We start from the raw sequence: 17,727 nt of genomic DNA, 5'->3' as shown, positions 1-17,727 counted from the left end.
CGGCCGTTGAGGAACTGAGTAGAAAGAGGGCCAGACGTCAGGTTCGCTCCGATGCAGTGCAGCCCATCGAAAGCCGGCTTGATGGGCGACTGAGTGTTCTGTGAAGTACTGGCGAAAAACTCCGCAGGTCGCTTTGGAAACTGAGCCTGTCACCAAACTCCTCTAATCCTCGCCCTTGTGGCGGGGATCCAGTCCGTACGTGTCCATGAAGTGAAGGAGTCTGTGACCCGACAGACCTCGTGCCGCTGGAATTTCGGCACAAGGGCTGGGATGAGAGACGTCGGGGTACCCCTCTCGCCAACAGCTTCTTCAGGGTTTATCCGCCAACGAAAAAGCCGCCCTGAAAGGCGGCTTTTCTTGTTTTTGGCATTCCCTGCGGAATGGCTCGCTCAGCTGAAGCGACCAGCCGCGTGGGCGAGCATGGTGTAGACCTTGCCCGTATCCGAGGTCAGGTAGCTCTGGGTGACCGTCTTGTCGCGGTCGGTGCGGGCGACGTCGGCGAGGAGCTTTTCGAAATCGGCGATGTAGCGATCGACGGCGGTGCGGAATTCCGGCTCGCGCTCGTATTTGCGCTTGATGTCGTCGAACGTCTGCTGGCCCTTCAGCGTGTAGAGGCGGCGTGTGAACACGTCGCGCTCGCCGCGCTGGTAACGGCGCCAGAGGTCGACCGAGGCGTCGTGATCGATCGCGCGGGCGATGTCGACCGACAGAGAGTTGAGCGATTCCACCATGTGACGCGGGTTGCGGTTGTCGCCGTTGGTGCGAACAGGCTGGGCCGGTTCGGCTGCTGCCGGGCGTGCAGGCTGCTGCGGCTGGCGAGCAACTGTGCCTGATGTATCGTCACGCGATGCACCGCGAAGGAGATCGCTGATCCAGCCGCCTTCACCTGGACGCTGCGTTGCGTCAGGCGCGCGGGAGACCGGGGCCTGAGGCTGTGCGAGAACCTGCGTTACCGGTGGCGTCTGTGAAGGCGCCTGGGCAACCGGCTTGCTGACGCCCTGTGCGATGCTCGGCGTCGGACGATCGAGTGGCAGACTGTCACGAAGGACAGACGAGCCAAACGGTGCGCTCGTCGCCGCGGCTGGTGCCGTCGGGGCTGCAGGGCGCGGGGCCGCCAGCTGCGGAGCCGGCTGGGCGACCGGAGCAGGGCGCGACACTGCAACCGGCTCGGACACGTCGAGGCTCTGGGCGGACCGGCCGACTAGCTGCGAGATGTCCTGCAGGGCCTTGATCTGTTCAGCCACGGCACGGCGCATGGCGGCTGCGCTTTCCTTGGCTTCTTCGGGCAGATCGAACGCGCCGCGCTTCAGTTCGGTGCGAGTCGCATCGAGTTCCTGGCGAATGTCCTGGGCCGAGCGGCGGATCTCGTCGGTTGCGCCGGTAAAGCGGCCGATCGCCTCTTCAACGGAAACCCGCAGCGTATCGCGCAACTGCTGGGCTGCGCCATCGGTGCGGTTTGCGGCGTCGGCCAGCAGGCGCTCGATGTCGCCCATCGAACCGGTGATGCTGCCGCGCAGGCGCTCGGATAGATCGCGGGCGCGTGTCTCGGCATCCGACAGTGTCGTCTCGATGGCGCGGCTTGCCTCGTTGCCAGCCTCGCTCAGCGTCTCGCGCATAGCCTGGGCCGTGAGGTTGGCACGCTGCTGGGTTTCGCCCAGGCCGCGGCCGATATCGGCGAAGGATGCGTGCAGGCTTTCACGCAGCGATGCACCGATCTGCGAGGTGCGATCTTCGGCGCGGGTAAAGGCGCCATCGACGAGCGAGGTCAGACCATTGAGCGTGCCTTCGATTTCCTCCGAACGCTTGACGAGACCGGCAGAGAGCGTGCGAAGCGCGGTCTGGCGTTCGTCGAGCGTGCTTGCAAGGTTCGACTGGGCAGCGCCGAGCAGCTCGGACGCCTGAGCGAGAACCTTGGAGTGATCGTCGAAGCGACCGACGATGCCGCCGACCTGGCTGAGCGTCTGGCCGGAAATGCTGACCAGGCGATCGATGTTGTTTTCAAGCAGGCGGCTCGAACCGTGCACGAGGTCGGCCGCGCTGTTGGCCGACTCGGCAAAGCGGTTGGCGGTCGCATCGAGCTTCTGATCGGCGTCGGACAGCTGTTCGCTGACGCGGTCCGCTGCCTGGCCGAGATTGCGGGCGGCCTGTTCGACCAGCGATGCGATGCCCGAATTGCTTTCGGCAAGACGCTCGATCAGGCTGTTGACGTTTGCCGACAGGCTCTGCTCGACGGCGCGCATGGCACCGGTGGCATTCTCTGTCCGCTGGCTGATGGCAGCGAGCGTCTCGTTGGTGCGGGCGGAAATTGCCTCCACCAGTGCGTCGTTCTCGTTGCGGATGCGGTCGGTCGTATCGCGGGCGGCCGTGGAAAGGCGCTCGGCGCTTTCCTGTGCAGCCTGGCTGATGCGCTCGGCGGCGGACCGGCCGGTCTCGGCATATTCCTCGACCAGTGGCCGTGCTTTTTCGTCGATCAGCTTGGAGAGTTCGGCCGAACGGCTTGAGAGCATCGAGTTCAGGTCGCGGGTGCGGCTGTCGAGCGACGAGCGGATCGATTCGCCACGGGCAGCGAGCGCCTTGTCGACGGCCGAAAGAGCGCTGTCGAGTTCGCCTGCGGTTTCGGCAAGCGTGTCGCGCAGAGACGTGCCGCGGGCATCGAGCGCCTTTTCGGCATCGCCAAGCGCTTCCGAAATCGCATTGACCTGCTTCTTCACCAGGCTGTCTGCTTCGGCGACCTTGTGGACGATCGCGTTGCCGGCTTCCGAGAAGGCCTGCGCCACGGTTGCCGCCTGACCGGCAAGCCGGTTCTGGGTTTCCGAAATGCGGTCGACGATATCGTTGGAGCGCTGTTCGATCGAGCGGGCAAACTCATCGTTGCGGGTGCTGAGTTCTTCCGTGAAGTCTGCGCCGGCGCGGGCAAGAAGCTCTGCCGAACGGCTGGCTTCGCTATCCATGCCCTGCGCTGCGGCGCTGACGGCGTCCCGCAGGCTGGAGGCGAGGCCGACAGCCTTGCCTTCGATGGTGCGCGACACGGCGTCTAGGCCGACGGTGAGCGCCCGGTCCATGGTACCGAGGCGTTCCTCGATGCGGGCGGTGCGTGTATCCAGCGTTTCGGCGATCCGATCCGAGGTTTCGGATCCGATGCGCTCAAATTCCTGCGTGCGGGATGCGAGCGCCTGATTGATGCGGTCTGCAGTTTCTCCCGACAAGCGCTCCAGTTCGGCCGTGCGATCACTCATCACGGTAGAAACGCGATCGGTCGCAAGGCTGGTAACGCGCTCCAGTTCCGCGGTGCGGGCGCCGAGTGCATCGGCGATACTGTTGCCGGCCGTGTCGACCAGGCTGGTCGCATTGCCCAGTTCCGAGCGGATGCGTTCTTCCAGACCACCGAAGGTCGTCTCGATCCGGGTGCCGGCGCCATCGAGGGCGGTAGAAACGCCGCCGACAGTTTCTTCGACGCGGCTCGAGAATCCCTCTGCGGAGGCTGTGATTTCGCGGGCGGCTTCGTTGAGCTGGCCTGCAATCGCGCCGACGTTTTCGCGCAGACGCGTTTCCAGGTTTTCACCGGCGCCGTCGATCGTGGCGCGCAGCGATTCCTGCTGGGCTTCGAGGGACATTTCCAGCATGCCGGCGCTGGTTGCGATGGTGGCGCCGATCGATGTTGCCTGATCCAGCATAAGGTCGGCTAGATGATTTTGCGCATTGGTGAGCGTGCTGGCAATCAGGCCGCCGCGATCGTCGAGTGTCGAGCGAATGCGCTCGTAGCCGCCATCGAGCGTAGACGAGAGCTGGCGGTTTGCGGTGTCGAGCGTCTCGGCCATCTGACCGTGTGCCGTCGTCACCTTTTCGGATATGTCGCGGCTTGCGGTATCGACGACGCCGGAGATCTGTACGGCAGCGGTGCCGACCGTGTCGCTGATGGTGCGGGTTGCTCCATCCAAGGTCGAAGCGATGTTGCGCGTTGCGTCGCCGACGGACTGGGAAATGTTCTGGGCGCCCGAACCGACCGTCGACGAAATCTCGTAGTTGGCGGCGCCGAGCGTCTGCGCGATGTCCTGTCCGGCTGTGGCAAGCGTATCGGCGAGCTGCTGGTGACCGAGGCCAATCGTTGCAGCAATCCGCTGCTGGGTGGCGTCGAAGGTTTCGTCCATCCGCTGCAGGCCATCGGCCATGCCGGTTTCGAAGCGGCTGGTGCCATCGGTGAGGGCGGATTCAATTCGTGTGGCTGCGCCACCGACCGAGTTTTCGAGACGAGCGCTGCCACCGTCGAGGATGCGGGACAGTTCCGCAGCCTGGGTTTCGAGCGTGATGTCGAGGCCGAGCTGGCCGTCCTGGTAGGCACTGCGGATTGCATCCGTGCGATCTGCAAACGCGCTTTCGATGCGTTCCGCTGCACCGCCGACGGATGTCTCAAGCTGCGCGCTGCCGGACTGGATGATGCGCGACAGTTCCGAGGCGTGGGTCTCGAGCGTGATGTCGAGGCCGAGCTGGCCTTCCTGATAGGCGCTGCGGATGGCATCGGTACGATCGGCAAAGGCGCTTTCGATGCGCTGGGCTGCACCGCCGACGGACGTCTCAAGCTTCTCGCTACCGCCCTGGATGATGCGGGTGAGTTCCGAAGCGTGCGTTTCGAGTGTGATGTCGAGGCCGAGCTGACCTTCCTGATAGGCAGTGCGGATTGCGTCGGTACGATCTGCGAACGCCGTTTCGATACGCTGGGCTGCACCGCCGACCGACGTTTCGAGCCTTTCGCTGCCGCCTTCGATGATGCGGGTAAGTTCCGAGGCGTGGGTTTCGAGAGAGATGTCGAGGCCGAGCTGACCTTCCTGATAGGCCGTGCGGATTGCGTCGGTACGATCTGCGAACGCCGTTTCGATACGCTGGGCTGCGCCGCCGACGGATGTCTCAAGCTTCTCGCTGCCGCCTTCGATGATGCGGGTGAGTTCCGAGGCGTGGGTTTCGAGCGAGATGTCGAGACCGAGCTGACCTTCCTGATAGGCGTTGCGGATCGCTTCGGTACGATCGGCGAAGGCGCTCTCGATGCGCTGGGCTGCGCCGCCGACGGATGTCTCAAGCTTCTCGCTGCCACCTTCGATGATGCGGGTGAGTTCCGAGGCATGCGTTTCGAGCGTAATGTCGAGACCGAGCTGACCTTCCTGATAGGCGTTGCGGATCGCGTCGGTGCGATCGGCAAAGGCAGCTTCAATGCGGCCGGCAACCCCTTCTACGGAATTCTCGAGGCGTTCGCTGCCGCCGTCGAGAATGCGCGCCAGTTCCGAGGTCTGGGTCGCAAGCGTGATGTCGAGACCGATCTGGCCGTCCTGATAGACGCTGCGGATCGCTTCGGTGCGTTCGGCCAACGTGGCTTCGATCCGTTCGGCTGCACCGCCAACAGACTTATCGAGCCGTTCGCTGCCGCTGTCGATGATGCGGGAGAGCTCGGAGACGTGGCTTTCGAGCGAGAGATCGAGACCCAGCTGGCCGTCCGTATAGGCCGTGCGGATTGCTTCGGCGCGAGCGGCAAACGTGTGTTCAATACGGCTGTCTGCATCCGATACGGCGCCGATCAGAGCTGCCGTCTTTTCTTCGAGTGCGCCTGTGAGGCGATCTTCGTGCAGGGCAAGCGAAGTCGCGATGTCCATCGATCGGTCATCGAAGATCTCAGCGAGGCGGTCGCGGTTGGCGGCAAGCGTCGTGTCGAGGCTCGTCACCTTGCGCTCCAGTTCGCTGCCGAGCCGGATCTCGCTGTCGGACAGCGCCTTCGACAGGACTTCAGTCTTGTCGTCGAACATCGAGGAGAGGCGCTCGGGTGTTCCCGACATCAGCTCGCTGATTGCCGAGGTGCGGCTGTCGAGGACTTCTGCAAGACGATCGTGGCTGCCGGTGACCGCATCGATGAGGGCGTCCGCGCGCGAACCGACGGCGTCCTCGAAACGGGCTTGGCTATCGGAAAGTGCGGCGGCGAGTGCCGTGCCGCGTTCGACCATAACGGCGTCTACCTTGTTGTGGGCGTCGCCAAAGCTGTGGCTGATTTCGTTGCTGCGGGCAGCAAGCGCATCGGAAAATTCGCGGGCGCGGTTTTCGAGCATGGAGTCCAGCACTTCCTGGCCGGTTCCAAGCGTCGTTGCGAGCGCCAGCGACTGGTCGGTCAGTGCATTGCCGATCCGGTCGATGCTGGACGACAGGATGCCTTCAATTGCATCCGAACCGCCTGCGACGGTTTCGTTGATGCGGGCGAGGCTGTCCATCAGCTTGCTGTCGAGCGTGCCGGCGCGCTGGTCGAATGCCGTGGTGAACTGCGACAGGCCGTCGTCGAAGGTTGCCGAAAGCTGGCCAACGGTTGCCTGGAGACGGTCTTCGAAGAGGCCGGAGCGGAGGTCGAGATCCATGATCGCGTCGTCGGAAGCAGTCTGCAGGCTCTGACGGAAGGTGGCGCTCTTCTGGTCGAGCGAGCGGTTGAGCGCGGCGATTGCCGTGTCCAGCGTGCCGCCGAGTGTCTTCTCGCTGTCGTTCAGGCCCTCGGTGATCTCGCGGGTACGGGCAAGCAGCGTTTCGTTGAGCTGACGGGTGCGGTCGGCGAGGGCGGCGTTGAGCTTTTCGGTGTTGGCATCGATGGTCGACGCACGGGTTTCGAACTGGCCGAGCAATTCCTGACCGCGTTCGGACATGGTCGATGTGAGCGTGTCGAGGCGGATATCGAACTCGGTGGCCAGAGCGATACCGGACGATGTCAGGCTCGAGACGAGGTTTTCGGCACGGGCGGCCATCAGGGAGCTGAGCGCTTCACCGGCAGCGTCGGATTTTGCGATCAGAGACGCGGCGCGGGTGTCGATCATCGAGGCAAAGGCCTCGCCTGACGTGGCGAGGCGAACGGAGATCTCCTCTGTCGACAGCGACAGGTCTTCCTTCAGCTGCTCGTGCACGCCGACGATCGACGAGCGGATACGTTCCGCATGGTTGACGATCGCGTCGCGCTCGGCGCCGAGTTCATGCACCAGGCCGCGAACGCGCAGCTCGTTGTCTGTATAGCTGCGTTCCAGCGCGTTGACTTCGGAATGAACCAGCGTTTCCAGCTCGGAGGCACGCGCAATGGTGCGCTCGATGCCTTCGTTCATCGCAGACACTTCGCGGCGGACAGCCTGGCCGACCGACATGATGCGCTCGGAGGCAATGGTTTCCGGTTCGGAGAGACGCAGGGCCACTTCCGCCATCGAGCGGGCCGCATTGCGCAGATCAGCAGCTCTCGCCATCATGATCGCGAAGGCGAAGAACAGCATGATCGGCAGCAGGATGCCGACGACGAGGGCGACGATCCCAGGTGCAGCGAGGACGCCGGCGACCGAGGTGAATTCCCACAGCTGGCTGCCGTAGATCAGCTGGCCGAGACCGATACCCGCAACAACCCAGAAGAACGAGATAATGGCGGCGTTGCGGACGGCGCTCTTGATCGAGCCGCCTTCGAGCGAACGAAGAATCGCATTCGGGGTGCGGCGACCGGCATCATTGGCCGGCTCGAAAGCGGGCTGTCGGGCTGTCGTTTCGGGACCGGCCTGACGAGGCGGAGCGGATTGCGGATTTTGTGAGGACGATGGGGAGCGCTGCCTTGGCGTATCCGACACTCTGGTCTCCGAAGCGGTCTGAGTTGGTCGGGCGCGAGGCTGCTCGCCGTTGAAGTCGATCTTCAGCGCTTCTTCCAGTGCCTGGAAAGCCGTCTCATCGACCGACTCGCTGCTCGTTTTCTTCGCCATGCGGTTACGCCTCGTTACACTCACCCGGCGCTTTCGTTCCAGCTCTGCCGCCTGCAGGCTGGAAGTCGGGTCGCCGACCGGAACCCGGCCCGTGCGTCATGCTGGCCGCAATTCCACTTTACTCACAATTCGAACGGCCGTTGTTGCAAACGGATGATAATGAAAGCTTACCACCGTTCCGCCGTCAGACGCAGGATGGTTTACACACCCATCTCAACCGTCCTGTAGTGACACATTCGTGTCTTTCACACAATTGCTCGGCCGGGATCGGCCCGGAAAGCAGATTTGTTGTTAACAGAATTTAAACCACGAAAAATGTCGAAACCCCTGACATTCCGTGAGGTTGATGGAAATTAACCATGTCCCGAAATTTGCGCCGTGATTGTGCCGGAATTTAACGGGATAGGCAGCCGCTGTCCCGCATCACTGGGACGCATGATTGAGCCCCAAAGAGGAACAGAGTTTCATGTCAGCGGCGAATACTGCTTTTTCAACGCCCACTAGCCCGCGCGGGGCATGTCCTTCGCAGTCGCGCCCGATCGATCTCGTGCATCTTGCCCGCCAGACGATGGGCGACAAGACACTGGAAAACGAAGTGCTGATGATGTTTGCCCGCAACGCCCGCCGGGCGCTGCAGGAAATGACGGGCGCAGACGCTGCCGGGGTTGCGATGACGGCGCATCGCCTGAGGGGGGCTGCATCTGCGGTCGGCGCGTTCGGCGTTTCCAAGGCGGCGGAGAGACTGGAAGCAGACGGTGCCGACGCCGCGCATTTGGCCGCGCTTGCCGCGTGTGTCTTGGAAGCGGAGAACTTCATCCTGAAACTCTGCCGCTGATCCGTGACAGTTGGAGGGCGCCGCAAGACAACGGCGCGTCGTCCGTTCGTGTTGACTGGACCGGTGATTTATCGGAAGACAACCGGCCAAGACTGCCACTCAATGCGGATTTCCTGATTATGACGAAACTGACCCTCGTTGCCTTCGACGGTACGCGCTTCGATATCGAAGCTGACAACGGCTCCACAGTGATGGAGAACGCCGTGCGCAATTCCGTGCCAGGCATAGAGGCCGAATGCGGCGGCGCCTGTGCCTGTGCCACCTGTCATGTCTATGTCGACGATGGCTGGACCGAAAAGGTCGGTCCTCCGGCAGCGATGGAAGAAGACATGCTCGACTTCGCCTTCGAGGTGAAGCCGACCTCGCGGCTGTCCTGTCAGATCAAGATCAAGGCCGATCTCGACGGTCTGATCGTGCACGTTCCAGAACGTCAGGCCTGAACCAAACCAGACGACGTTACTCCAAAAAAATGCCTCGCTGCGCAGTTAGCGCAAGCGAGGCAAGGCAGGCGCATAGCCGCAAGGCGAGGGAGGAAAACGCCTGCGGCCGCAATTGCGCCGGGGAGACCTGTGAAGCTTGTACAAGGCAACAACGCGGGACCTCTCTCGGTCCAAGTGCCTGATCGCGGCCGCGAACATCTGCGGCGCCTGAACGGGTAGATCCGGGCACCGTGGCCGGGATCGCGGGCGGCTGGATGACCCTTGATATGGGTCGTTGGCAGCGCCGTTCTGTTGCTACGGTTTTAGCCCAGACACACACATTAGTATATTGTTATAAGTCACCGATGAATGACAGGGTGGTGCGAAAGCTCCGCGCAAGTCTCGGGAAAGGTCGGGCTACGGGTCGGTTGATTGGCTGTGCGGTTCGAGATCGTCTTTCGCTGCCCGATCAGTCGCGCTTCATCCGGTATTTCAGGAGACGGGTCATCCGCTCGTCGAAGTTCTTCGACTCGACCTGGTCGAACCGCATCTGTTCCCGGTCGTGTGCTTCCAGAAGATCGCGAGTCGCATCGGCGACCTTCTTTTCGAGGCTATCGCAACTGCTGGGCGTCGAGAGGTCCAGAAGCTGTCTCTCGAGAATGCGGGCATGGGTGCGGGCAATTTCGGCATGGCGTTCTTCGTGGCGCTTGATGTCTGCCGAAAGCGTGTCCCATATCATGCCAAGATCCGCGTCTGCACGACGTCGATTGATCCAGCGTGGCAGAACGATATGGGTACGCAGTGTGACCCTTGCGGCGCCGACCGTGCATCGATTGGCGCGCTCGACATAGGTCACTTCCCCGCCGAATTTGATTTCGGTTGCACCGGGATGACGGTGGCCGGTCGTGCGGGTCAGCGGACCGCGTTTTTCCAGCTCCTTGTCGAGGTCTTCGGCAGTTTTGCCGCCGATCTGAAAATACGAGTAAGTCTTGGTGATGATCGGTGCGGCCGATGCGGGAGAGGCGAAGACGCCTGCAAGAAGTACGGTACCGATGAGACGGCGAACCGCGCGCATTGAAAACATTCTGTGGCCTGCAACGTTGAACTTTAAAAGAGCTTGGGGCATAGCGAGACCAAGCGCAACACGAGGTCCCTGAATTTTGCGTCAACTCTCCGAAGATGATTGGCCGGTGATATCGCGGCGCAACACGCACTGGCAATTGGCGCGCGGACGCGTGCTGGAACTCGGCGCGCAAGGCCATATCATGGCGATCGTCAACGTGACGCCGGACTCGTTTTCCGACGGCGGTCGGCATGCGCAAACGGATGGCGCCGTGCGGCATGCGCTGAGCTGCGTCGCCGAAGGTGCTGCCATCCTCGATATCGGTGGCGAATCGACACGGCCCGGCGCGGCGGCGGTGACGCCTGCCGAAGAACAGGATCGCATCCTGCCGGTGATCGAGAAGCTTGTCGGCGAAACCGACGCTATCATCTCGGTCGATACCTATCGTGCGGTAACGGCGCGGCTGGCAATGGCTGCCGGCGCCCACGTCATCAATGACGTACATGGCCTGCAGCGCGAACCCGATATGGCTGATGTCGCGGCCGAGACAGGTGCTGGTATCTGCATCATGCATACGGGACGCGACCGGACGGATCGACGAGCGGACATGATCGAAGACCAGCAGTATTTCCTCACGCGGTCTCTCAAGATCGCGCATGCTGCCGGGATCAGGGATGCGGCGATCGTGCTCGATCCCGGGTTCGGATTTGCGAAGAACCGGGACGACGACATGGAACTGATCGCCCGATTCGGCGAGTTGCATACGTTCGGATTTCCGTTGCTCGCGGGGACGTCGCGAAAGCGGTTTATCGGTGCGGTCACGATGCGGGATCCGGCCGATCAGCGGGATATCGGCACAGCGGCAACGACAGCGATTCTCAGGCTTGCCGGGGCTGCGATCTTCCGGGTCCATAACGTGGCGGCCAACCGCGATGCACTGCTGATGGCAGATGCGGTTCTGGCATCCCATGCAGCACGAGGTAAGGACATCTGATGGGGACCTACAGCATCGCCCTCAAGAACTGCGCCTTCTTCGCTCGTCATGGAGCCTTTGCGGAAGAAGAGAGGCTCGGTCAGCGATTCTATGTCGATCTCGTCATGCATGTGGATGCCGAAGAAGCGCTGGAGGACGACAACGTCGAGAGCACCGTGCACTATGGCGAAGCCTTTAAAATTGTAGAGCAGATCGTGACCGGGACGCGTCGCAATCTGATCGAGACATTGGCGAAGGATATTGCAAAGGCGCTTTGCGCCTGGTCGTCGCAGATCCGAAGGGTCGAGGTGACCGTGCGCAAGCCGAGCGTGCCGATCCCGGGAATTCTCGATCATGCCGAAGTCAGGATCGAGCATGTCGCGTGACGGCTCGATGGAATTGGTAGCCCTTGGGCTCGGCGGTAATGTCGGTGATCCGCGGGCTGCGATGGCAGATGCGTTGAGGGAACTTGGTGCCCGATCGGACTGTCGGGTGGTCACGGTCTCCCGGCTTTATGCCACGCCGCCATGGGGCAAGACCGACCAAGCGGAATTCCTGAACTGCTGCGCGCTGATCGAGACGTTGCTTCATCCCGAGCCGTTTCTCGATGTCTGTCTTGATATGGAAAGGCGGCGCAAGCGTGAGCGCGTCGAGCGCTGGGGCCCGAGAACGATCGATATCGATATCCTGACCTACGGCGACAGCGCGTATCACTCCGAGACGCTTGAGCTTCCGCATCCGCGCATGACGGCGAGGGGCTTTGTGATGATGCCGCTTGCCGATGTCGCGCCCGAAATGGTCCTCGGACAGAAAAATGTCCGCGACTGGCTGGCAGAGGCGGACATCGAAGGCATCAGGATCGCTGACGCAGACAGGGACTGGTGGATTACGGCTTGATCGAACCGACGGCGATCGAATCGAGATCGCGATCCAGCGACAGGCCGATTACGGGCACCATCTGGTCTTCGACCTTCACCGAAATGGTGATGTTCATCTTGTTGTCGCCGCGCAGGCTGGCGACCATTGCGCCGTTCAGCTGTGCACGGTTGATGCCCATCACGACCTTGTCGCCATTGACGGAGCCGGAGACGATGTCGAGGCCCTTGCCCTGGGCGCCGTCCAGGAACTTGCCGGAATAACCGGTGCTGCTCTGGCTGATGACCGCGGACATCGGCTGCTGGAAGACGCCGACGCGGCAGGTGCCGTCGAGCTTGATGCCGACAGTGCCATCCGGCTGGGCAGCGCCAATCAGGTTGCAGCTGAACTTCGTACCCTTGTACTTGCCCGCGACGATTTCGCCCGGACCCTTCCAGACGCCACCGACCTGCTGGAAAAAGGATTTGTCACGCGAAGCCGCGGAGGCCTCCGGTGCCAGGGCGGGGGCAGTTGCGATGGTCAGTGCAACGATGCCACCGAAAAGCGAAAAGAAGCGCGAATACATGTGCTTTCCCTTGGAAACCAGAAACTTCAAGTGCCTCGCAAATTAGCTTGGAATGGTTAATGACTGGTATCTTTTCGGGTCATTAGGGGTCACAGAGGCGCGATCAATCGGTCTTGCGCGGGCCGACGGGAGAGATGTCGGACATGAAATCGCCGATCCCCGGGCGCTTCACAGCGCGGAAGGGAAGCGGGCGGCAAAGATCCATCGCGGCAATGCCGATACGCGCCGTCAGCAGGCCGTTGATGACGCCTTCGCCGAGTTTGCTTGAAAGCCTCGATGCCAAACCATGGCCCAGAACCTGCTGCGCGATTCCGTCTCCAACCGCGATCGAACCTGTCACCGCCAGATGCGCCATCACGTCCCGCATGAGCTTCAACAGTCCGAGCGTGCCTGGGCGCCCGCCGTAGAGGTCCGCCATCGCGCGGATCAGTCGTGTCACCTCGAACAGGACATAGACGAGATCAACGACCGCGCGGGGGCTGACAGCGGTGACGACCGAGACCCGTTTCGAGGCGCCAAGAATGAGGACGCGTGCCTGCCGGTCGAGCGGCGACAGGAGTTCGCGCTCCGCAAGATCGATCAGTTGCGGGCCGTCGATGATATCGTCTTTCGTCGCATCAAGCGCGGCACGTCCGCGGGCGGTCTCCGCCCGGTGACCTGTCAGTTTCGTGAGCGCGGCGACGACGGTTCTGGCTGCCGTCGGCCTTGGCGATTTCAGGGCGTCTTCCGCTTGCGTCTTCAGCGTCTGGACCGCAGCTAGCCGCATCATCCCGATGATTTCACGACCGACCATGACCAGAAGCGCGACGATGCCGACGCCCAGTGCTGCCGCTGCGGCGTAACCGAGCCAGTCGGACCGTGCAAAGAGATCCCGGATGATCCGATCCGCCCAGAGGCCGAACGCAAGCGACAGGAACGTGCCGAAGGCCGCGGCCGCGAGGTTGGCGAAGGAGAAACGCTTTCGCTTCACCGGCACGGCGACGGCCAGCGCGTCTGCTGAAAGTTCCTGGGGGCTGATGAACGGATCGAGCTCGTCCGGCGTGATGGCAACGCCATCGTCAAACCGGCGGGGTGCGCGGTTCGGGTGGGTCTGCGGCTCTTCTTTTGTCGGAATGTCGTCGTCCACGGCGAAGGAAGACGGGCGGCGGCGGTCATCGGTGATCTTGCGGTCGGTCATGCGAGGCGATCTCCCAGCAGGAACTGCATGGCGCGGTCGAGCCTGATATGCGGGACCGATAGGGTGATGCCGCCCTTTTCGTCGAGAGCCGGGGGACGGAAGCGCACCACGTTGACATCCGGAAGCTCGGAGCCCGGCTGACCGAGCTGCCGAAACAGGGCTTCCGGGTCGGCCGGAAGGTCGCCAGGGAAGATCGCCGTCTGCCGCGTGCCGTCGAAGACTTCGCCATTGATGGTTTCGCCTGCCATCGGTGTGCCGACGATGACCGGCAGTTGGTGACTGCCGTCCTTCACGGAAGCTTCACGCGTGGCGCGCACGGAGGCGATTGCCATCACGTCGATGCCGGCGCCGGCCATGCCGATCCGCTCGATGGCGCGGTCGACGAGGCGGCCGGTCAGGCGCTCCAGAAGGTCGTGGCTTTCATGATGCAGATGGTCGGCCTTAGTGGCCGCGACCAGCACCTTGTCGATGCGTCGGCCGACCAGCGACGAGAAGAAGCTGTTGTGGCCGGGACGGAAGCAGGCGAGTACGTCGGTCAGTGCGCGTTCCAGATCCTGCACGGCCTCAGGGCCGCGGTTGATCGCCTGCAGCGCATCGATCAGCACGATCTGCCGGTCGAGACGCGCGAAATGCTCGCGGAAGAAGGGTTTGACGACGATTGTCTTGTAGGCGTCGTAGCGGCGCTCCATCATTGCCCGGAACGACCCCTTCGGGGCCGGCGTATCCGGAAGATCGGCGAGGGGCGCAAAGGTGAGGGCGGGCGAACCTTCCAGGTCGCCGGGCATCAGAAATCGCCCGGGCGGCAGGGTGGAGAGCGAGCGCTCATCAGATTTGCAGGCTTTCAGGTAGGCCGCAAAACTATCGGCCAGCCGACGCGCGGTTCCTTCGTCCGCCGGTGCGTCCATGTCTATGCCGGAGGCGAACGAAAGCCAGTCCTTCGACAACTCGGCGCGAATGCCGGTGCGGGCAAGTTCGACCGTGTTGCGGCTGAATGTGGCGTAGTCCTGCGCCAGAAGCGGCAGGTCGAGCAACCATTCGCCGGGATAGTCGACGATGTCGATCGACAGCCGCCCGCGGGAAAACATCCGGTTCCAACCGCTGGCGCTCTGGTATTCCAGCGTGACGCGGAGTTCCGAGATCGCGCGCGTCGAATCCGGCCAGATCCGTTCGCGCACCAGTGCGTCGATGTGATCCTCATACTGGAAGCGCGGTATCGCGTCGTCCGGCTGCTGCTCGAGCCGAGCCTGCGAGACCCGCCCGGATCGCATCGCCTCGAACAGTGGCAGCCGGCCGCCGTTCAGGAGATTGTGGACAAGCGACGAGATGAACACCGTCTTGCCGGCACGCGACAAGCCGGTAACGCCAAGCCGCATCGACGGATTGACCAAGTTCGATGCGCGATCGGCGAGATTATCGAGAGCAATCTTCGCGTCGTCGGTGATACTGGTGAGCGCTGGCGGCAAGGTGTCGTCCCAAAACTGTTTGTCGCTATATAGGGACCGTCAGGCAATGCGCAAAGGGATGGGATGCCTTGGAATCTGTGGTCACGGCGTGATGAAATCTGTCAGGTTCCATGCGGGTCGCGAGCCGTCGCTTCGGCCTGCGTGATCGATGACAGCAAGGCCTGCCGTCGGATACCCTGAGGGCAGGGCGCGGGCTGCATGCTCTTTTCCGATCAGTTCCCCGAACACGTCCTCGATCGTCGGGTTATGCCCGACGAGCATCACCGATCCGCTGCGGTCGCTGGTGAAAATCAGCGCAAGATAGGTGCCGACCGATCCGTTGTAGACCTCGTCGATGAATTCGGGCTCGATGGTTTCGCTGATTGCGCGGCGCACCGCCTCCGCAGTCTGGCGGCAACGCATAGCCGTCGAACTGATAACAGCGTCGGGGCGGTAGCGACGGTCCGCCGCCTTGTCGGCAACGATTTCCGCTTCCGCGAAACCATCCGTCGTCAGTGTTCGATCGAAATCTCTCTGACCCTGTTCCGGGTTGGCCGCCCGGCCGTGCCGGAGAAGGTAGATGCGTGACGGCGGCGGCGCGAGTGTCGGCATATCGGTGAAAGACGCCATTTCATTCTCCTTTGACCGCCTGGACGGTAATTCCGTGACTTCTGAACTTCAACCACGCCTGCGCCATGATTGCCAGTTGCGCTGCCCAGGAACCGGTTTCAACCGAAGTCGATTAAAGCATAGAAAATAGTCATTTAGCTGATTTTTGTGACAATTTTAAAATTGCCTCAATAACGAGCGGAAGGCTTGAACCGGAACAACCAAAGCGATATAGAGCGGCCACGAGATGTTCTTCAGGAGAATCGCGTTGAGTGAGAAGATCGATCTTAGCAATTATGTACTCTCGGAAACCGACGAGTTCATGAATGCAAACCAGAAGGCGTATTTCCGGGCAAAACTGACGGCCTGGAGAAACGATATCCTGCGGGAGGCGCGGGAGACTCTGGATCATCTGGCAGAGGAAAGTGCCAACCATCCCGATCTGGCCGATCGCGCATCTTCGGAAACCGATAGAGCCATCGAGCTTCGTGCCCGTGACCGGCAGCGCAAGTTGATCTCCAAGATCGACGCGGCGATGCAGCGCATCGACGACGGGACCTATGGCTATTGCGAAGAAACCGGCGAGCCAATCGGACTGAAGCGTCTTGACGCCCGGCCGATCGCAACCCTGTCGATCGAGGCCCAGGAGCGGCACGAGCGTCGCGAAAAGGTCTATCGCGACGAATGATTTCTGCTTGACGCATGGTCTACGGCAGAAACGACAAAAGGCACGGGAAACCGTGCCTTTTGTCGTTTGATGTCATGGATACGTGCAAAGCCCGCGGCCCTGCATGTCATTTATCGCGCGTGGCGGACATTTCCCCAAATATACGGGCGACTTCGTCCTGAAGTGATGGCTCGGCAGTCGCGCCGGTAATCGGTGCGACAGCAGGATCGCGCTGCGGCAACTGGCGGTTTGGTGCTGGCACCGCGATCGTCTCGCGGCCGGCGTTTTCCCGTGCCGCAAGGTTTTGTGCCATTTCCTCTTCCAGAATTTTCTCGAAATCGCTCCCGAGCATTTTCGGCTTTTCGAGAGCCGACTGTACGCCGGTCGAGAGGTCCTCGGAATTGATCGGAACAACGCGCGACGGTTCGGCCGGCTGGTCGGGCTCGGCGTGAGCAAGAACCCGACTGCGCGCGGCTTCAAGCGCGTTTGCCGCATCGTCGACCCTGGATGGTGCAGGCTGCGGGATCGCCGTGATCGCTGCCGCGGCGATCGGCGCTGCGGCAACGCCAGCGGCTGTCGAAACCGTTGCCGGGATGACGACGGTCGGTGCCGGACGCTGTGGCTCGGGGGCGGATTGTCTTGCCGGCGGATCCAGTCGCTGCGGGGCGGGTGGCGATACGGACGCAGTCGGCGTCGGCTCCGACCGGGATAGCGAGCTCACAGGGCGAGCGGGAATGGGAGATGGCTGGGTCGCGAGTGGTGGCTTCGCACGCGGGGTGTCGTCGCGCACTGAAATCTCCCGCATGGGCTCAGGCCGTTCGGCCTCTGGCAGAGCTGCCGGGCGAGGGTCCGGACGCTGCCTCTGGGCAAGTGCGGGACGTGGTTCAGAAGGCGCGCTTTCAATGGCGGAGGGCTGTGAGGGCGAGTTCGTCGCGATGCCGGTTTCGATCACGATATCGGTCGGCCCGCCAATCATGACGAGGTGCTCCACGCCGTCGCGGCGGATCAGCACGAGGCGGCGACGTGCATCGACGGCTGCCGCATCCAGCACCTGCAGCCGCGGATTGCGGTTGCGTCCCCCGCGGACGAACGGCGACGGTCCATTGCGACCGCGCAGCATCCACAAGATGCCGAACAGGAAGAGAAGCCCGATGCCGACACCGAGGACCGCGATAACCATCCGGCTGCCATAGGCGCCCATCAGTTCTTCGGCCATATGCTGATACTCCTCATGCCAATCGTCACATTTGAAAAGACGACAATTTTCGCTTCGATCAAGGGGTGCTGCGATGCTGTCTTGATGGAAAACATCACTTCGGAGAGGAAAGATAGGGCACAAGTCTTCACTGTCCCGGG

Annotated in this window: 13 protein-coding genes; 6 read left to right on the top strand and 7 right to left on the bottom strand. The window is 62.3% G+C overall.

All coding sequences use genetic code 11. The annotated features are described in order from the left end of the window. Nucleotides 1-389 precede the first annotated feature (389 nt). Complete coding sequence (locus ACQY1P_RS14285) at nt 390-7,745, bottom strand: hypothetical protein (RefSeq protein WP_430253967.1); 7,356 nt, start codon at nt 7,743-7,745, stop codon at nt 390-392. A 466-nt stretch (nt 7,746-8,211) separates the two neighbouring features. On the opposite strand from ACQY1P_RS14285, the gene ACQY1P_RS14280 reads away from it, so the two are divergent. Next, nucleotides 8,212-8,580 carry an Hpt domain-containing protein gene (locus ACQY1P_RS14280; protein WP_430253965.1) on the top strand — a complete coding sequence of 123 codons (369 nt, stop codon included), beginning with the start codon at nt 8,212-8,214 and terminating at the stop codon, nt 8,578-8,580. Nucleotides 8,581-8,699: 119 nt separating this feature from the next. Further along, nucleotides 8,700-9,020, top strand: coding sequence for a 2Fe-2S iron-sulfur cluster-binding protein (locus tag ACQY1P_RS14275; RefSeq protein WP_062456606.1), 321 nt, complete (start codon nt 8,700-8,702; stop codon nt 9,018-9,020). A gap of 448 nt (nt 9,021-9,468) precedes the next feature. Here the strand turns inward: ACQY1P_RS14275 and ACQY1P_RS14270 are convergent, their stop codons facing one another. Continuing rightward, nucleotides 9,469-10,083 (bottom strand): DUF922 domain-containing Zn-dependent protease, encoded by a 615-nt coding sequence (locus tag ACQY1P_RS14270; protein ID WP_082471927.1) that lies wholly within the window; start codon nt 10,081-10,083, stop codon nt 9,469-9,471. 181 nt (nt 10,084-10,264) lie between these two features. Between ACQY1P_RS14270 and folP the strand changes: the two genes are divergently transcribed. The 3 genes from folP to folK are packed head-to-tail and all read left to right on the top strand — an operon-like array spanning nt 10,265 to nt 11,932. Next, nucleotides 10,265-11,056, top strand: coding sequence for a dihydropteroate synthase (gene folP / locus ACQY1P_RS14265; RefSeq protein WP_430256708.1), 792 nt, complete (start codon nt 10,265-10,267; stop codon nt 11,054-11,056). Next, nucleotides 11,056-11,421, top strand: a complete 366-nt coding sequence (gene folB / locus ACQY1P_RS14260) for a dihydroneopterin aldolase (RefSeq protein WP_325265107.1) — start codon at nt 11,056-11,058, stop codon at nt 11,419-11,421. Before folP ends, folB begins: the two co-directional genes overlap by 1 nt. Then, nucleotides 11,390-11,932 carry a 2-amino-4-hydroxy-6-hydroxymethyldihydropteridine diphosphokinase gene (gene folK, locus ACQY1P_RS14255; RefSeq protein ID WP_325265109.1) on the top strand — a complete coding sequence of 181 codons (543 nt, stop codon included), beginning with the start codon at nt 11,390-11,392 and terminating at the stop codon, nt 11,930-11,932. The genes folB and folK overlap by 32 nt, the downstream gene beginning before the upstream one ends. Here folK and ACQY1P_RS14250 read toward each other — a convergent pair. From ACQY1P_RS14250 to ACQY1P_RS14235, 4 genes are all read right to left on the bottom strand, one after another. Further along, nucleotides 11,922-12,476 (bottom strand): hypothetical protein, encoded by a 555-nt coding sequence (locus ACQY1P_RS14250; RefSeq protein WP_430253963.1) that lies wholly within the window; start codon nt 12,474-12,476, stop codon nt 11,922-11,924. The genes folK and ACQY1P_RS14250 overlap by 11 nt on opposite strands. 103 nt (nt 12,477-12,579) lie before the next feature. Continuing rightward, nucleotides 12,580-13,653, bottom strand: coding sequence for a YcjF family protein (locus ACQY1P_RS14245; RefSeq protein WP_430253961.1), 1,074 nt, complete (start codon nt 13,651-13,653; stop codon nt 12,580-12,582). Then, nucleotides 13,650-15,116 (bottom strand): YcjX family protein, encoded by a 1,467-nt coding sequence (locus ACQY1P_RS14240; RefSeq protein ID WP_430253960.1) that lies wholly within the window; start codon nt 15,114-15,116, stop codon nt 13,650-13,652. The genes ACQY1P_RS14245 and ACQY1P_RS14240 overlap by 4 nt, the downstream gene beginning before the upstream one ends. 81 nt (nt 15,117-15,197) lie before the next feature. Next, on the bottom strand, nt 15,198-15,707 hold the full coding sequence (locus ACQY1P_RS14235; protein ID WP_062458026.1) for a SixA phosphatase family protein: 510 nt from the start codon (nt 15,705-15,707) through the stop codon (nt 15,198-15,200). Nucleotides 15,708-15,972: 265 nt separating this feature from the next. Between ACQY1P_RS14235 and dksA the strand changes: the two genes are divergently transcribed. Next, nucleotides 15,973-16,392, top strand: coding sequence for an RNA polymerase-binding protein DksA (dksA, locus tag ACQY1P_RS14230; protein WP_062456626.1), 420 nt, complete (start codon nt 15,973-15,975; stop codon nt 16,390-16,392). Nucleotides 16,393-16,498: 106 nt separating this feature from the next. On the opposite strand, the gene ACQY1P_RS14225 is transcribed toward dksA, so the two are convergent. Beyond that, nucleotides 16,499-17,587 carry a flagellar biosynthetic protein FliO gene (locus tag ACQY1P_RS14225; protein WP_430253958.1) on the bottom strand — a complete coding sequence of 363 codons (1,089 nt, stop codon included), beginning with the start codon at nt 17,585-17,587 and terminating at the stop codon, nt 16,499-16,501. Between the last annotated feature and the right edge of the window lie 140 nt (nt 17,588-17,727).

The sequence above is a fragment of the Neorhizobium sp. DAR64872/K0K18 genome (assembly GCF_050500175.1).
Taxonomy (GTDB): Bacteria; Pseudomonadota; Alphaproteobacteria; order Rhizobiales; family Rhizobiaceae; genus Neorhizobium; species Neorhizobium soli.
This window is presented reverse-complemented; position numbering and strand designations above follow the sequence as displayed.

Excerpts from the sequence above, each read along its gene's own strand:
- ACQY1P_RS14285 (WP_430253967.1), bottom strand. The coding sequence starts at position 7,745 with ATGGCGAAGAAAACGAGCAGCGAGTCGGTCGATGAGACGGCTTTCCAG.
- ACQY1P_RS14280 (WP_430253965.1), top strand. The coding sequence starts at position 8,212 with ATGTCAGCGGCGAATACTGCTTTTTCAACGCCCACTAGCCCGCGCGGG.
- ACQY1P_RS14275 (WP_062456606.1), top strand. The coding sequence starts at position 8,700 with ATGACGAAACTGACCCTCGTTGCCTTCGACGGTACGCGCTTCGATATC.
- ACQY1P_RS14270 (WP_082471927.1), bottom strand. The coding sequence starts at position 10,083 with ATGTTTTCAATGCGCGCGGTTCGCCGTCTCATCGGTACCGTACTTCTT.
- folP (WP_430256708.1), top strand. The coding sequence starts at position 10,265 with ATGGCGATCGTCAACGTGACGCCGGACTCGTTTTCCGACGGCGGTCGG.
- folB (WP_325265107.1), top strand. The coding sequence starts at position 11,056 with ATGGGGACCTACAGCATCGCCCTCAAGAACTGCGCCTTCTTCGCTCGT.
- folK (WP_325265109.1), top strand. The coding sequence starts at position 11,390 with ATGCCGAAGTCAGGATCGAGCATGTCGCGTGACGGCTCGATGGAATTG.
- ACQY1P_RS14250 (WP_430253963.1), bottom strand. The coding sequence starts at position 12,476 with ATGTATTCGCGCTTCTTTTCGCTTTTCGGTGGCATCGTTGCACTGACC.
- ACQY1P_RS14245 (WP_430253961.1), bottom strand. The coding sequence starts at position 13,653 with ATGACCGACCGCAAGATCACCGATGACCGCCGCCGCCCGTCTTCCTTC.
- ACQY1P_RS14235 (WP_062458026.1), bottom strand. The coding sequence starts at position 15,707 with ATGCCGACACTCGCGCCGCCGCCGTCACGCATCTACCTTCTCCGGCAC.
- ACQY1P_RS14225 (WP_430253958.1), bottom strand. The coding sequence starts at position 17,587 with ATGGCCGAAGAACTGATGGGCGCCTATGGCAGCCGGATGGTTATCGCG.